Origin of the sequence: Pseudomonas sp. NIBRBAC000502773 (assembly GCF_006517195.1) — a bacterium.
In the GTDB taxonomy this organism is placed as follows: Bacteria; Pseudomonadota; Gammaproteobacteria; order Pseudomonadales; family Pseudomonadaceae; genus Aquipseudomonas; species Aquipseudomonas marginalis.
Genome location: NZ_CP041189.1, coordinates 4,271,474 through 4,285,405, shown reverse-complemented (window position 1 = coordinate 4,285,405; position 13,932 = coordinate 4,271,474). Strand labels below are relative to the sequence as shown.

The following is a 13,932-nucleotide window of genomic DNA, read 5'->3' as shown; positions in this document are numbered from 1 at the left end:
GGAGATTCCCATGTCACTGTTAGAAATCAAGAATCTCAACGTCCGCTTCGGCGACAAGACCGCCGTGCCGGTGGTCGATGGCCTCGACATTGCCGTCGACAAGGGCGAAGTCCTGGCGATCGTTGGCGAGTCGGGCTCGGGTAAATCCGTGACCATGATGGCGCTGATGGGGCTGATCGAGCACCCTGGCATCGTCACCGCCGACGCCCTGAACTTCGACGGCAAGGACATGCTCAAGCTGAGCAACCGCCAGCGCCGCCAGATCGTCGGTAAAGACCTGGCGATGGTGTTCCAGGACCCGATGACCGCGCTGAACCCCAGCTACACCGTGGGTTTCCAGATCGAAGAAGTGCTGCGCCTGCACCTGAAAATGTCCGGCAAGCAAGCCCGCAAGCGCGCCATCGAGTTGTTGGAAAAAGTCGAGATCCCCGGCGCCGCCAGCCGTATGGACGCCTACCCGCACCAGTTGTCCGGCGGTATGAGCCAGCGTGTGGCCATCGCCATGGCGATTGCCGGCGAGCCGAAACTGCTGATCGCCGACGAACCGACCACGGCATTGGACGTCACCATTCAAGCGCAGATCATGGACCTGCTCCTGGCCCTGCAAAAAGAGCAGAACATGGGCCTGGTGCTGATCACCCACGACCTGGCAGTGGTGGCTGAAACCGCCCAGCGCGTGTGCGTGATGTACGCCGGCCAAGCCGTGGAAGTCGGCCAGGTGCCGCAGTTGTTCGATATCCCGGCGCACCCGTACAGCGAAGCGCTGCTCAAGGCGATCCCCGAGCACAGCCTCGGCGCCACGCGCCTGGCCACGCTGCCGGGTATCGTGCCCGGCCGCTATGACCGCCCGCAGGGTTGCCTGCTGTCGCCACGCTGCCCGTATGTGCAGGAAAGCTGCCGTGCCCAGCGGCCCGGCCTTGATCCGAAAAGCAACAGCCTTGCGCGCTGCTTCTACCCCTTGAACCAGGAGGTGGCGTAATGGCCGTCGTTCTTACCGCCCGCGACCTGACCCGTCATTACGAAGTGTCCCGTGGCCTGTTCAAGGGCCACGCCACCGTGCGTGCCCTCAACGGCGTGTCCTTCGAACTGGAAGCCGGCAAGACCCTCGCGGTTGTAGGCGAGTCAGGTTGCGGCAAATCCACCCTGGCCCGTGCGCTGACGCTGATTGAAGAGCCATCCTCGGGCTCGTTGAAAATCGCCGGCCAGGAAGTCGCCGGTGCCGACAAGGCCCAGCGCAAGCAATTGCGCAAAGACGTGCAGATGGTGTTCCAGAGCCCGTATGCCTCGTTGAACCCACGCCAGAAGGTCGGTGATCAACTGGGCGAGCCGCTGCTGATCAACACCAACCTGTCCGCCGCCGAACGCCGCGAGAAAGTGCAGGCGATGATGAAGCAAGTGGGCCTGCGCCCTGAGCATTACCAGCGCTACCCGCACATGTTCTCCGGTGGCCAGCGCCAGCGGATCGCCCTGGCCCGCGCGATGATGCTGCAACCGAAAGTGCTGGTGGCGGATGAACCTACCTCGGCGCTGGACGTGTCGATCCAGGCCCAGGTGCTCAACCTCTTCATGGACCTGCAACAGGAATTCAACACCGCCTACGTGTTCATCTCCCACAACCTGGCGGTGGTGCAGCACGTTGCCGACGATGTGATGGTGATGTACCTCGGTCGCCCGGTGGAAGTTGGCCCCAAGGAAGACATCTACGCGCGCCCCCTGCATCCGTACACCCAGGCGCTCCTCTCGGCCACCCCGACCATTCATCCGGATCCGAACAAACCGAAGATCAAAATCGTGGGCGAGTTGCCCAACCCACTGAACCCGCCGCCGGGCTGCGCTTTCCACAAGCGCTGCCCGTATGCGACGGCACGTTGCAGCAGCGAGGAACCGCAACTGCGCGCCTTGGATAACCGCCAGGTGGCGTGCCACTACGCGGAACAGTTTGTGGCCTGACCCAGCAATAAAAATGCCCTGGAGGTTCAGTCCAGGGCATGACATGAGTTCTACCGCCCCACCCGTCGGATTGCGCATCAGTCCGGTAGGTGGGGCTTTTTTTCAGCTCGACTCAGGTATCGCTGTCACCCTCAGTGTCATCATCGTCCGCAGGGGCCTGTTGGTCATCGTCATCCTTGGAGCCGCCCTGGTCCTCATCACCGGGCTCCGACTCGCTCTTGGCCAGTTGTAAACCGCCCGCCTGCGCCGTTTTCGCCGCCACAAACCCTGGGACCTGGCTCTGCACTGCGGTATTGGCCCATGCAGAGGAGATCCCCAGCGATAACATCACCAGCACTTTTAGCAACATCACTAAACGTTGAAAAATACTCATGGTCAATTTCCGTCCAGTCAGTGAATCACTCGCGCCGGCGTTCGACCGTCGCTGTGAATTAAGCTAGTTCCGATCCTGGTTTTATGCCACTCGCGCGTCAGGTGTCACCATCGTCATAGGTTTCGCTGTCTTCCCCTTCGTTATAAGGGTTTTCTGCATCCTCCTTGGGCGCAGGCTGGGCCTGGGGTTGCCAACTGCCGGAGTTGACCTCGTTCTGCTTTTTCTTGGTGACCGGCCCCGTGTCCTTCCACTGCGGCGCTCCTGCGCCCGCCAGTGCCGGAAGGGACGTCAGCCCCAGGACGGCCAGCAACACCAGAGGGATGGCGCGTTGAGCATTTCGCACGGTGATCTCCTTTGCAGTCGGTGGTTAAACGCTAGACCCGATGCCGGATTCTCGCCAATCCCATGCCTGGAGGAGAAAAAAATGTGGGAGGGGGCTTGCTCCCGATAGCGTACTGTCTGCCCCGAATATATTGGCTGACACACTGCTATCGGGGGCAAGCCCCCTCCCACATTTTGTTTTGCAGCGCTCAGACCTTAGTGGTGCTCGCGGGTCGCGCGGAATTTCACATCAGGCCAGCGCTCTTCCATCAGCGCCAGGTTGACCCGGGTCGGGGCCAGGTAGGTCAGGTGACCACCGCCGTCGAGCGCGAGGTTTTCCACGGCCTTGTTGGAGAACTCTTCCAGCTTCTTCTTATCGGCGCATTCAATCCAGCGCGCGGAGTACACGGTGATCGGCTCGTAGGAGCATTCGACCTTGTATTCCTCTTTCAAGCGGCTGGCGACCACATCGAACTGCAGCACACCCACGGCGCCGAGGATGATGTCGTTGCTGCGCTCGGGGAAGAACACCTGGGTAGCGCCCTCTTCCGCCAGTTGCTGCAGGCCTTGACGCAGTTGCTTGGATTTCAGCGGATCGCGCAGGCGCACGCGACGGAACAGTTCCGGGGCGAAGTGCGGGATACCGGTGAAGCCCAGCGTTTCACCTTCGGTGAAGGTGTCGCCGATCTGGATGGTGCCGTGGTTGTGCAGGCCGATGATGTCGCCGGCGTAGGCCTCTTCGAGCTGTTCACGCTCGGAGGAGAAGAACGTCAGGGCGTCGCCGATGCGCACGTCCTTGCCGGTGCGCACGTGGCGCATCTTCATGCCTTTTTCGTACTTGCCCGAGCAGATGCGCATGAAGGCAATACGGTCGCGGTGCTTGGGGTCCATGTTCGCCTGGATCTTGAACACGAAGCCGGTGAATTTCTCTTCCACCGGTTCCACGGTGCGCTCGTTGGCGACACGGGCCAGCGGCTTCGGTGCCCAGTTCACGACGGCGTCGAGCACGTGGTCGACGCCGAAGTTGCCCAGGGCGGTGCCGAAGAACACCGGGGTGAGTTGGCCGTCGAGGAATTCCTGCTGGTTGAACTCATGGCAGGCGCCCTGCACCAGTTCCAACTGGTCGACAAAGCGGTCGTACTCGTCACCCAGGTGGGCGCGGGCTTCGTCGGAGTCGAGCTTTTCGATGATTTTCACATCGGTGCGCTCGTGGCCATGGCCGGCGGTGTAGACAATGATGTAGTCGTCGGCCAGGTGGTACACGCCCTTGAAGTCGCGGTAGCAACCGATCGGCCAGGTGATCGGCGCAGCCTTGATCTTCAGGACGGCTTCGATTTCATCCAGCAATTCGATCGGGTCGCGGATATCACGGTCGAGTTTGTTGATGAAGCTGACAATCGGCGTATCACGCAGCCGGCATACGTCCATCAGCGCGATGGTACGCGGCTCGACGCCCTTACCGCCGTCGAGGACCATCAGTGCCGAGTCCACCGCGGTCAGGGTGCGGTAGGTGTCTTCGGAGAAGTCTTCGTGGCCCGGGGTGTCGAGCAGGTTGACCATGTGGTCGCGATACGGGAACTGCATGACCGACGTGGTAATGGAAATACCCCGTTGTTTTTCCATTTCCATCCAGTCGGAGGTGGCATGGCGGTCGGATTTGCGCGACTTCACCGTGCCGGCCACTGCGATCGCCTTGCCCATCAGCAGGAGCTTCTCGGTGATGGTGGTTTTACCGGCATCGGGGTGGGAAATAATGGCGAAAGTGCGGCGTTTCGCGACTTCGGCGGCCTGGTGGGTCATGGGAAATCGCCTGGCAGGTGAGTCAAAAAAGGGCGGCGAGTATAGCGCAAACCGCAGGTGCCGGACCACCGTTCACCCCATTGGGGGTGGCTAAATGCTGCCAAGTATGGAACCTTTTAAAAGGTAGAGACGTCCACTCCCCTGCTACCGCACTCGTAACAGGGGCTGAAAAATCAGCAAGTTAGCCTGACGAGGCTGCGCTCATGGCTCGATTTGATACCGCGTTGCCGGTATTGGCGAGCTGCTTTTCGCGACCCTATTCGCCGACAGCCAGGAATGGCATTGCCGCTCGGGAATGTGGTCGCCGACAAAAGAAAAAAGGAGTCCGCCTGTGGCTATTCGCTATGGCAAAGGGCTGATAGGAGGAGTGGTTGTCGTCGCTCTCCTGGCCCTGCTGGTCCACTGGATCGGCATCAACACGATCGAACTGTACCGCGACGATTTGTTGTTTTACCTGCAAGCTCATTTGATCCTGGTTCTAGTCTCCATGCTGGCCGCCCTCGTTGTGGGCATCCCCGCCGGTATCCTGCTCAGCCGACCGAACATGGTCGGGCGCGCAGAACGCTTCATGCAGATCTTCAACATCGGCAACACCGTCCCACCCCTGGCCGTACTGGCCATCGCCCTCGGCGTCCTCGGCATCGGCAGTGGCCCGGCCATCTTCGCGCTGTTCCTCGCCTCCTTGTTGCCCATCGTGCGCAACACCTACGAAGGCCTCAAAAACGTTCAAGGCTCGCTGAAAGAAGCCGCCACCGGCATCGGCATGACCCCGCGCCAGGTGCTGTTTCGCGTCGAATTGCCGAACGCCGTGCCGATCATCATCGGCGGTGTGCGCGTGGCCCTGGCGATCAACGTCGGTACCGCGCCGCTGGCGTTCCTGATTGGTGCCAATAGCCTGGGCAGCCTGATTTTCCCCGGCATCGCCCTGAACAACCAGCCGCAACTGCTGCTCGGCGCCGCGTGCACCGCGTTGCTGGCGTTGCTGCTCGACGGCCTGGTGACCATGGCCAGCCGCCTCTGGCTGGAACGCGGGTTGCGTCCGTCTTAAGGCTTGGCAAAGGAATACACATGAAAAAATTCACCTTGATACTGAGCTGCGTCCTGCTGTTTGCAGGTTTTGCGCAAGCTGCCGAAAAACCCGTGATCCGCATTGGCGCGCGGGTGTTCACCGAACAGACCCTGCTGGCCGAAATCACCTCCCAGTACCTGCGCACCAAGGGCTATGACGCCCGCGTGACCGGCGGCCTGGGCAGCAACCTGGCGCGCAGTGCCCAGGAAAGCGGGCAACTGGACCTGATCTGGGAATACACCGGCGTGTCGCTGGTGGCCTACAACCATGTGGATGAGAAGCTCGACAGCGAACAGTCCTACGCCCGAGTGAAAGAACTCGACGCGAAAAAAGGCCTGGTCTGGCTGTCGCCGTCGCGCTTCAGCAACACCTACGCCCTGGCACTGCCCGAGAAAGTGGCCGAGGAGCATCCAGAGATCAACAGCATCAGCGACCTCACCAACGCCATGGCAGACGACACCAAGGAACACCGCCTGGTGGCCCTGGACACCGAGTTCGCCAACCGCTCCGACGGCTTGGCCGGCATGGTCAAGCTGTATGACATGAACCTGACGCGCAAAAACACCCGGCAGATGGACGCGGGCCTGGTCTACACCGCCCTGCGTAACGGCCAGGTGTTTGCCGGCCTGGTCTACACCACCGACGGTCGCCTCAACGCGTTCAAATTGAAGCTGCTGGCCGACGACAAGCACTATTTCCCGGACTACACCGCCGCCCCCGTGGTGCGCCAGGTTTACCTCGACGCGCACCCGCAGCTGGCCGCAGACCTTGCGCCTCTGGCCGCGCTGTTCGACGACAAGACCATGCGCGAGTTGAACGCGCGGGTCGACGTCGACCATGAAAGCCCATCCGCTGTTGCCGCCGATTTCCTGCGCCAACATCCGATCAACTAAGAAGGAGAAGACATGGAATTCCTGAACGCCTTTTCCCATCTTGATTGGGCCCAGGTCCTGCACCTGACCTGGCAGCACATCACCCTGGTCGGTATCGCGGTGATCCTGGCGATTGTCGTCGGCGTGCCCCTCGGCGTGCTGATGACCCGCTTCCCGACCCTCGCCGGCCCGTTGCAAGCCAGCGCCACGGTGCTGCTGACCGTGCCGTCCATCGCCCTGTTCGGCCTGCTGCTGCCGTTCTACTCCAAATTCGGCCAGGGCCTGGGGCCGATGCCGGCGATCACCGCCGTGTTCCTCTACTCCCTGCTGCCGATCATGCGTAACACCTACCTGGCCCTCACCGGCGTCGAACCGGGCATCCGCGAAGCCGCCAAAGGCATCGGCATGACCTTCGGCCAGCGCCTGCGCATGGTCGAACTGCCCATCGCCGTGCCGGTGATCCTCGCCGGCGTGCGTACCGCCGTGGTGATGAACATTGGCGTCATGACCATCGCCGCCACCATCGGCGCCGGTGGCCTGGGTGTACTTATTCTGGCTTCCATCAGCCGCAGCGACATGTCGATGCTGATCGTCGGCGCCGTGCTGGTCAGTCTCCTGGCCATCTTCGCCGACCTGCTTCTGCAATGGCTGCAACGCTCGCTGACTCCAAAAGGACTGCTCAAATGATCGAACTTCAAAACCTGACCAAGACTTTTCAAAGCAACGGCAAAACTGTTTCGGCCGTGAACGACGTAAGCCTGACCGTCAATGAAGGCGAGATTTGCGTATTCCTCGGCCCTTCGGGCTGCGGCAAGAGCACCACGCTGAAAATGATCAACCGCCTGATCAAGCCGACCTCGGGCAAGATCCTGATCAACGGCGAAGACACCACCGACCTCGATGAAGTGACCCTGCGTCGCAACATCGGCTACGTGATCCAGCAGATCGGCCTGTTCCCGAACATGACCATCGAGGAAAACATCGTGGTCGTGCCCAAGCTGCTGGGCTGGGACAAGCAGAAATGCCACGACCGCGCCCGCGAGTTGATGAGCATGATCAAGCTGGAACCCAAGCAGTACCTGCATCGCTACCCGCGTGAACTGTCGGGCGGCCAGCAACAGCGCATCGGCGTGATTCGCGCACTGGCGGCCGATGCCCCGCTGCTGCTGATGGATGAGCCGTTCGGCGCGGTCGACCCGATCAACCGCGAGATGATCCAGAACGAGTTCTTCGAGATGCAACGGGCGCTGAACAAGACCGTGATCATGGTCAGCCACGATATCGACGAAGCCATCAAGCTGGGTGACAAGATCGCCATCTTCCGCGCCGGCAAGCTGCTGCAGATCGATCATCCGGACACCCTGCTGGCCCATCCGGCCGACGAGTTCGTCAGCAACTTCGTGGGCCAGGACAGCACCCTCAAACGCCTGTTGCTGGTGAAGGCTGAAGACGCGGCGGACAACGCCCCGTCGGTGAGCCCGGAAACCCCGGTGGCCGATGCCCTGGAGCTGATGGACGAAACTGACCGCCGCTATGTGGTAGTCACGTGCGCCGAGAACAAGGCGCTCGGCTATGTACGCCGTCGCGACCTGCACCGTCAGACCGGTACCTGCGGCCAGTACCTGCGCGAGTTCAACGCCACGGCGGCGTATGACGAGCATTTGCGCATCCTGTTGTCGCGCATGTACGAGTTCAACCGCTCGTGGTTGCCGGTGATGGATGCGGAACGGGTGTTCCTGGGTGAAGTGACCCAGGAGTCGATTGCCGAGTACCTGAGTTCCGGTAAGTCCCGTGGGGGCAAGACCAGTATTGTCTCCCCCGCCGAGACCGCCCTGGCCTGATCTTATGTGGGAGGGGGCTTGCTCCCGATGGCGGTGTGTCAGTCACTTCATCTGTCACTGATCCACCGCTATCGGGAGCAAGCCCCCTCCCACATTTCCCTTCGGTGAGTCAGGGAAATCGCCTCGATTACCACTCAGCGGGGAACATCATTCCGTCACACGTGTCGGTTACATAAGTAGCTGCGCGCGGTCCCGCGACGAACGCGTGCAAAAACGCGACATTTTTAGTTGATCTATGGCCCCTCACGTCCTAAAGTTCGCGCCGAACGTCCATGCTGGAAACGATCCATCCGGCTCAAGTACTGACGACGAGACAGCAAGGCCAAGGGAAGCGACTATTCCCATGGCCTTTTTGCTTTCGGCGACATGCCTTGGGAAGTAGGCGAACCAAAGTGGGGATACGGAGGACGTTCATTTGCACCCATTGATCAATTTAGTTTGCCCTTAGGAGTTCCCAGCATGTCGATCAACGTCGAAGATTATTTCGCGCGCGCCACTTTTGACAAAATGAAGGCGTTCGCCGACAAACAGGAAACCCCGTTCGTGGTGATCGACACCGCGATGATCAGCCAGGCCTACGATGACCTGCGCGCCGGTTTCGAATTCGCCAAGGTGTATTACGCGGTCAAGGCCAACCCGGCCGTGGAGATCATCGACCTGTTGAAAGACAAGGGCTCGAGCTTCGACATCGCCTCGATCTACGAGCTGGACAAGGTCATGGACCGCGGCGTCAGCGCCGACCGTATCAGCTACGGCAACACCATCAAGAAATCCAAGGACATCCGCTACTTCTACGAGAAGGGCGTGCGCCTGTTCTCCACCGACTCCGAAGCCGACCTGCGCAACATCGCCAAGGCCGCGCCGGGTTCGAAAGTGTATGTACGTATCCTCACCGAAGGCTCGACCACCGCTGACTGGCCTTTGTCGCGCAAATTCGGCTGCCAGACCGACATGGCCATGGACCTGCTGATCCTCGCTCGTGACCTGGGCCTGGTGCCCTACGGCATTTCGTTCCACGTTGGCTCGCAGCAACGCGACATCAGCGTGTGGGACGCGGCAATCGCCAAGGTCAAGGTGATCTTCGAACGCCTGAAGGAAGAAGACGGCATCCACCTCAAGCTGATCAACATGGGCGGCGGCTTCCCGGCCAACTACATCACCCGCACCAACAGCCTGGAAACCTACGCCGAAGAAATCATCCGCTTCCTCAAGGAAGACTTCGGCGATGACCTGCCGGAAATCATCCTCGAGCCAGGCCGTTCGCTGATCGCCAACGCCGGCATCCTGGTCAGTGAAGTGGTATTGGTTGCCCGTAAATCCCGTACCGCCGTCGAGCGCTGGGTGTACACGGATGTGGGCAAGTTCTCCGGCCTGATCGAAACCATGGACGAAGCCATCAAGTTCCCGATCTGGACCGAGAAGAAAGGCGAGATGGAAGAAGTGGTCATCGCCGGCCCGACCTGCGACAGCGCCGACATCATGTACGAAAACTACAAGTACGGCCTGCCGCTGAACCTGGCGATCGGTGATCGCTTGTACTGGCTGTCGACCGGTGCCTACACCACCAGCTACAGCGCGGTTGAGTTCAATGGCTTTCCGCCGTTGAAGTCGTTCTACGTGTAAGACGCCCACGCACAAAAAACCCATGACATGTCATGGGTTTTTTTATGCCTCAGGCAAGGCTCACGGCCCGTTGGCGGAAGGCCTCGGCCAGCGCTCGAACCCGCGGATCACTCGCCGCCGCCAAGGCCGTGTGCGCTGTTAGCAGGAACTTCAGATTTCCGCCCGCCAGCGCCTTGCGCAACCACTCCAGCGCCGCCTCGACCTGGCCCCTGTCGGCCAACACCGCCGCGTAACTGAACTGCCCGCGAAAATCCCCGGCCTCGGCTGAAAGTCGATACCACTCCACAGCCGCCTCCAGGTCCCTCGGGCAAACCTGAGCGTCTTCCAGGTAGCGCCCCAGCAGGTTCATCGACTTGGCATGCCCCTGCTCTGCGGCTTGCCGATACAAGGCCAGCGCGTGCTGCGGGTTCTCGGCAACACCCCGGCCCGTCGCCAGCAGATTGGCATAGTTGTACTGGCCCCAATCCAATCCCGCGTCTGCCGCCAAACGATATTCCCGCGCAGCCGCCGCTTCGTCGATGGCACACCCCCAGCCATGCTCCAGGCAACGCCCGGCCATATTGCGCGCCATTAAATGCCCGCCCTGCGCCGCAATCTGGAACCAACGCAGCGCCAGCGCTTCATCGCGCGCAATACCGCGGCCTTCCAACAGGATTTGCCCGAGCAAGGCCTGGGCATCCACCAAGCCCTCCTTGGCCGCGATCAGAATCGCCTGGGCCGCACGCACCGGCGAGTCGTCGAGCATGCCCTGCAGTTGCTCAACGTTGAGCACTTCTTCGCGGCGCAATAAAAAGCCCATGTCAGACCTCGACCCAGCGACGCAACAGGTTGTGATAGGTGCCGGTGAGCTGGATCAACCCAGGGTGGTCGGGCACATCACGGCTCAATTGCTGGATGGCGCCGTCCATCTCGAACAGCAGGGTGCGCTGGCTGTCTTCACGCACCAGGCTTTGGGTCCAGAAAAACGCGGCATAGCGCGCACCTTGGGTCACGGCGTTGACTTTGTGCAGGCTGGAGCCTGGGTACAGCACCATATCGCCGGCCGGCAACTTCACGCGCTGCAGGCCGAAAGTGTCCTGGATCTCCAGTTCGCCGCCGTCATAGTCATCCGGATCGCTGAAGAACAGCGTGGACGACAGGTCCGTACGCACCCGCTCATGACTGCCCCTGGCCTGGCGCACGGCATTGTCGATATGGAAATCGAAGCTGCCACCGGCCGTGTAGCAATTGAGCAGCGGCGGGAAGACCTTGTGCGGTAAGGCCGCTGACATAAACAGAGGATTTTTCCACAGCCTTTCGAGCATTGCCGCGCCGATCTCCTTGGCCAGCGGGTGGCCTTCGGGCAATTGCAGGTTGTGCTTGGCTTTGGCGGACTGGTGCCCGGCGGTGATTTTGCCATCGGCCCAATCGGCGGTTTCCAGGGCGTGGCGGATGCGCTGCACTTCCTCGCGAGAGAACAGGCCGGGAATGTGCAGCAGCATGGGGCAATACCTGTAGGCAAAGAGGCGCCAATGGTATTGATTCTTATCCGCCCTGTAAAACGCCGGAGACGAACGAGAACGTAAAAACCGTAAGGCAAAAGTGTAAAGAATGTAAATTCAGTGCGAATAGTAATGTATCGCAATTGATAGAAAGTCTTGTTCGCCCTATATTCCGCGGCCTCACCTCCTTGGGGAAAGGACACGTCATGTCGCGCACCACCACAAAAACACCTGTTGGCTCACCCCGTATGCTGGCTTCGGCCATCGGCGTTGCGCTCAGCGCCAGCTCTGTCGCCCATCTGGCGCAGGCGGCCGAAGACACTGAACAAAAAGGCCAGCGCAACAGCATCGCCCTCGGCGCCACCAGCATCACCGGCGAAGAACAGGACAACACCGCGTACCAGGTCGAAAAAGCCTCGTCGCAAAAATACACCGCGCCGCTGGTGGACACGCCGCGCTCGGTGACCGTGGTGCCACAACAAGTCCTCAAGGACACCGCCGCCACCTCGTTGCAGGATGCCCTGCGCACCGTACCGGGGATTACCTTCGGCGCCGGCGAAGGCGGCAACCCACAGGGCGACCGTCCATTCATCCGTGGTTTCGACGCCCAGGGCGACACCTACCTGGACGGCGTGCGCGACACCGGCGGCCAGAGCCGTGAGATTTTCGACATCGAGTCCATCGAAGTCAGCAAAGGCCCGAACTCCTCCTTCGGCGGTCGTGGCTCGGCCGGTGGCAGCCTCAACCTGGTGAGCAAGACCCCGCAAGCCCGGGACTTCACCAACGGCGGCTTCACTTACGGTTCCGACCAGACTCGTCGTTATGTACTCGACGTGAACCGTCAGTTCCTCGACGACAGCGCCGCGTTCCGCCTGAACCTGATGAGCCACGAACAGAACGTGGCTGGCCGTGACGCAGTCAATTACGACCGCTGGGGCGTGGCCCCATCGCTGACCTTCGGCCTGGGCACGCCGACCCGCGTCAACCTCAGCTACTACCATATGGAAAGCAATGACCTGCCGGATTCAGGCATTCCGTATGGCTACAGCTCTTCGACCGCCACCACTCACGCGCACGACAAACCCACCGACGGCGGCGACAGCAATAACTTCTACGGTCTCAAGGACCGCGACTTCCGCAAGACCCGCGCGGACATCAGCACGTTCTCCATCGAGCACGACCTGAACGACGACATGACGCTGAAAAACACCCTGCGCCATGGCAGCACCGGCCAGGACTACGTGCTCACGCAGCCGGACGATAGCCAACGCAACGTCAACCGTTTCGGCACCGTGTGGCGTCGCGCGAACACTCGCGTTTCCACCACCACGACCACCACCAACCAGACAGATCTGTTCGGCAATTTCCAGGCGCTTGGCTTCAAGCACAGCTACTCCACCGGCCTGGAATTCACCGGCGAAGAAACCCGCGTCAGCGGTTACACCGTCACACCGAACAGCAACCCGACGTGCACCGTGGCCGGCGGCGGCCGGGGTGGACAGTGCACCTCGCTGAGCAACCCGAATCCGGACGACGCCTGGACCGGCAGCATCGCGCGCAATTACAACGGCACCAACACCAAGGCCACCAGCCGTGCCGCCTATGTGTTCGACACCATCGAACTCGATCCGAAATGGCTGCTGAACGTCGGCCTGCGCTACGACACCTTCGACACCGAAGCCAACACCAACGCCGTACCGACCTCGACGGTCAAGGCGCGCAGCAAGGTCAAGGACGACAGCCAGTTCTTCAACTGGCAGGCCGGCCTGGTCTGGAAGCCTTTGGAAAACGGCAGCATCTACACCTCCTACGCGACCTCGGCCTCACCGGCAGGTGGACTGGTGGGCGAAGGGGTCGACAACAATGCGATTCCTACCGGCATCAACACCAGCGACCTCAAGCCCGAAGAAACCGTCAACTACGAACTGGGCACCAAGTGGGACCTGTTCCACAACCGCCTGTCCCTGTCTGCCGCAGTGTTCCGTACCGAGAAGAAAAACACCCGCATCCTGGTGGACTCCAACACCTACGAAACGGCGGGCGAGTCGCGGGTCGATGGCCTGGAACTGTCCGCCAGCGGCAAGATCACCGAACAGTGGCAAGTCTTCGCCGGCTACAGCTACCTGAAAGCCGAACTGGTTGACCCAGGCAAAAACGGCAACCGCCAGGGCGTCGTCCAGGCCGGTTCCAACAAAGGCAACCAAATGCCCAACACGCCGGAGCACTCGTTCAGCCTGTGGACCACCTATAACGTGACCCCGAAGCTGACCATCGGCGGTGGCGCGTTCTACGTCGATCAGGTTTACGGCGATGCGGCCAACACCGTGTATGTGCCCTCCTACACTCGCTACGACGCCATGGCCAGCTATAAGCTGAGCAAAAACGTCGACCTGCAATTGAACGTGCAGAACCTGACAGACAAGACCTACTACGACAAAGCCTACGCCTCGCACTTCGCCAACCAGGCGGCGGGCCGCACGGCGCTGCTGTCCACGAGTTTCCACTTCTAAACGGTCAGCAGCCCACAAAGCCCCACGCATCGGATGCGTGGGGCTTTTGCGTGTCAAACAGAATGTTTCTCGACAACCCACGGCATAATGCG

At 60.9% G+C, this 13,932-nt stretch carries 13 protein-coding genes; 8 read left to right on the top strand and 5 right to left on the bottom strand.

Annotated elements, in window-relative coordinates; all coding sequences use genetic code 11:
• The first annotated feature begins 10 nt into the window (after positions 1-10).
• A complete protein-coding gene (locus NIBR502773_RS19705) occupies positions 11-979 on the top strand; it encodes an ABC transporter ATP-binding protein (protein ID WP_065938502.1) in 969 nt (322 codons plus the stop codon).
• A complete protein-coding gene (locus tag NIBR502773_RS19700) occupies positions 979-1,950 on the top strand; it encodes a peptide ABC transporter ATP-binding protein (RefSeq protein WP_016971590.1) in 972 nt (323 codons plus the stop codon). The genes NIBR502773_RS19705 and NIBR502773_RS19700 overlap by 1 nt, the downstream gene beginning before the upstream one ends.
• Positions 1,951-2,062: 112 nt before the next feature.
• Here the strand turns inward: NIBR502773_RS19700 and NIBR502773_RS19695 are convergent, their stop codons facing one another.
• From NIBR502773_RS19695 to NIBR502773_RS19685, 3 genes are all read right to left on the bottom strand, one after another.
• The gene (locus NIBR502773_RS19695; RefSeq protein WP_092488983.1) at positions 2,063-2,323 is read right to left on the bottom strand and encodes a hypothetical protein; all 261 of its coding nucleotides are present in this window, start codon (positions 2,321-2,323) and stop codon (positions 2,063-2,065) included.
• Positions 2,324-2,420: 97 nt separating this feature from the next.
• Positions 2,421-2,666, bottom strand: coding sequence for a hypothetical protein (locus tag NIBR502773_RS19690; RefSeq protein WP_141156740.1), 246 nt, complete (start codon positions 2,664-2,666; stop codon positions 2,421-2,423).
• A 194-nt stretch (positions 2,667-2,860) separates the two neighbouring features.
• The gene (locus tag NIBR502773_RS19685) at positions 2,861-4,444 is read right to left on the bottom strand and encodes a peptide chain release factor 3 (protein ID WP_027604861.1); all 1,584 of its coding nucleotides are present in this window, start codon (positions 4,442-4,444) and stop codon (positions 2,861-2,863) included.
• A gap of 331 nt (positions 4,445-4,775) precedes the next feature.
• On the opposite strand from NIBR502773_RS19685, the gene NIBR502773_RS19680 reads away from it, so the two are divergent.
• The 5 genes from NIBR502773_RS19680 to NIBR502773_RS19660 all read left to right on the top strand — a co-directional run bounded on the left by NIBR502773_RS19680 (position 4,776) and on the right by NIBR502773_RS19660 (position 9,849).
• A complete protein-coding gene (locus NIBR502773_RS19680) occupies positions 4,776-5,492 on the top strand; it encodes an ABC transporter permease (RefSeq protein WP_027604862.1) in 717 nt (238 codons plus the stop codon).
• 20 nt (positions 5,493-5,512) lie between these two features.
• Positions 5,513-6,406: a glycine betaine ABC transporter substrate-binding protein gene (locus NIBR502773_RS19675; RefSeq protein ID WP_141156739.1), complete on the top strand. Its 894-nt coding sequence runs from the start codon at positions 5,513-5,515 to the stop codon at positions 6,404-6,406.
• Between the two features lie 12 nt (positions 6,407-6,418).
• Positions 6,419-7,072 (top strand): ABC transporter permease, encoded by a 654-nt coding sequence (locus NIBR502773_RS19670; RefSeq protein WP_027604864.1) that lies wholly within the window; start codon positions 6,419-6,421, stop codon positions 7,070-7,072.
• On the top strand, positions 7,069-8,226 hold the full coding sequence (locus NIBR502773_RS19665) for a betaine/proline/choline family ABC transporter ATP-binding protein (RefSeq protein WP_017138294.1): 1,158 nt from the start codon (positions 7,069-7,071) through the stop codon (positions 8,224-8,226). The genes NIBR502773_RS19670 and NIBR502773_RS19665 overlap by 4 nt, the downstream gene beginning before the upstream one ends.
• A gap of 459 nt (positions 8,227-8,685) precedes the next feature.
• Complete coding sequence (locus NIBR502773_RS19660) at positions 8,686-9,849, top strand: type III PLP-dependent enzyme (RefSeq protein ID WP_014716890.1); 1,164 nt, start codon at positions 8,686-8,688, stop codon at positions 9,847-9,849.
• Positions 9,850-9,898: 49 nt separating this feature from the next.
• On the opposite strand, the gene NIBR502773_RS19655 is transcribed toward NIBR502773_RS19660, so the two are convergent.
• Together NIBR502773_RS19655 and NIBR502773_RS19650 are read right to left on the bottom strand one after the other, a co-directional pair.
• Complete coding sequence (locus NIBR502773_RS19655; protein WP_141156738.1) at positions 9,899-10,648, bottom strand: tetratricopeptide repeat protein; 750 nt, start codon at positions 10,646-10,648, stop codon at positions 9,899-9,901.
• A 1-nt stretch (position 10,649) separates the two neighbouring features.
• Positions 10,650-11,330: a Fe2+-dependent dioxygenase gene (locus tag NIBR502773_RS19650; protein ID WP_141156737.1), complete on the bottom strand. Its 681-nt coding sequence runs from the start codon at positions 11,328-11,330 to the stop codon at positions 10,650-10,652.
• A 206-nt stretch (positions 11,331-11,536) separates the two neighbouring features.
• Between NIBR502773_RS19650 and NIBR502773_RS19645 the strand changes: the two genes are divergently transcribed.
• Positions 11,537-13,840, top strand: coding sequence for a TonB-dependent siderophore receptor (locus NIBR502773_RS19645; protein ID WP_141156736.1), 2,304 nt, complete (start codon positions 11,537-11,539; stop codon positions 13,838-13,840).
• The last annotated feature ends 92 nt before the right edge of the window (positions 13,841-13,932 follow it).

Excerpts from the sequence above, each read along its gene's own strand:
- NIBR502773_RS19665 (WP_017138294.1), top strand. The coding sequence starts at position 7,069 with ATGATCGAACTTCAAAACCTGACCAAGACTTTTCAAAGCAACGGCAAA.
- NIBR502773_RS19695 (WP_092488983.1), bottom strand. The coding sequence starts at position 2,323 with ATGAGTATTTTTCAACGTTTAGTGATGTTGCTAAAAGTGCTGGTGATG.
- NIBR502773_RS19645 (WP_141156736.1), top strand. The coding sequence starts at position 11,537 with ATGTCGCGCACCACCACAAAAACACCTGTTGGCTCACCCCGTATGCTG.
- NIBR502773_RS19705 (WP_065938502.1), top strand. The coding sequence starts at position 11 with ATGTCACTGTTAGAAATCAAGAATCTCAACGTCCGCTTCGGCGACAAG.
- NIBR502773_RS19650 (WP_141156737.1), bottom strand. The coding sequence starts at position 11,330 with ATGCTGCTGCACATTCCCGGCCTGTTCTCTCGCGAGGAAGTGCAGCGC.
- NIBR502773_RS19675 (WP_141156739.1), top strand. The coding sequence starts at position 5,513 with ATGAAAAAATTCACCTTGATACTGAGCTGCGTCCTGCTGTTTGCAGGT.
- NIBR502773_RS19655 (WP_141156738.1), bottom strand. The coding sequence starts at position 10,648 with ATGGGCTTTTTATTGCGCCGCGAAGAAGTGCTCAACGTTGAGCAACTG.
- NIBR502773_RS19660 (WP_014716890.1), top strand. The coding sequence starts at position 8,686 with ATGTCGATCAACGTCGAAGATTATTTCGCGCGCGCCACTTTTGACAAA.
- NIBR502773_RS19670 (WP_027604864.1), top strand. The coding sequence starts at position 6,419 with ATGGAATTCCTGAACGCCTTTTCCCATCTTGATTGGGCCCAGGTCCTG.
- NIBR502773_RS19700 (WP_016971590.1), top strand. The coding sequence starts at position 979 with ATGGCCGTCGTTCTTACCGCCCGCGACCTGACCCGTCATTACGAAGTG.
- NIBR502773_RS19685 (WP_027604861.1), bottom strand. The coding sequence starts at position 4,444 with ATGACCCACCAGGCCGCCGAAGTCGCGAAACGCCGCACTTTCGCCATT.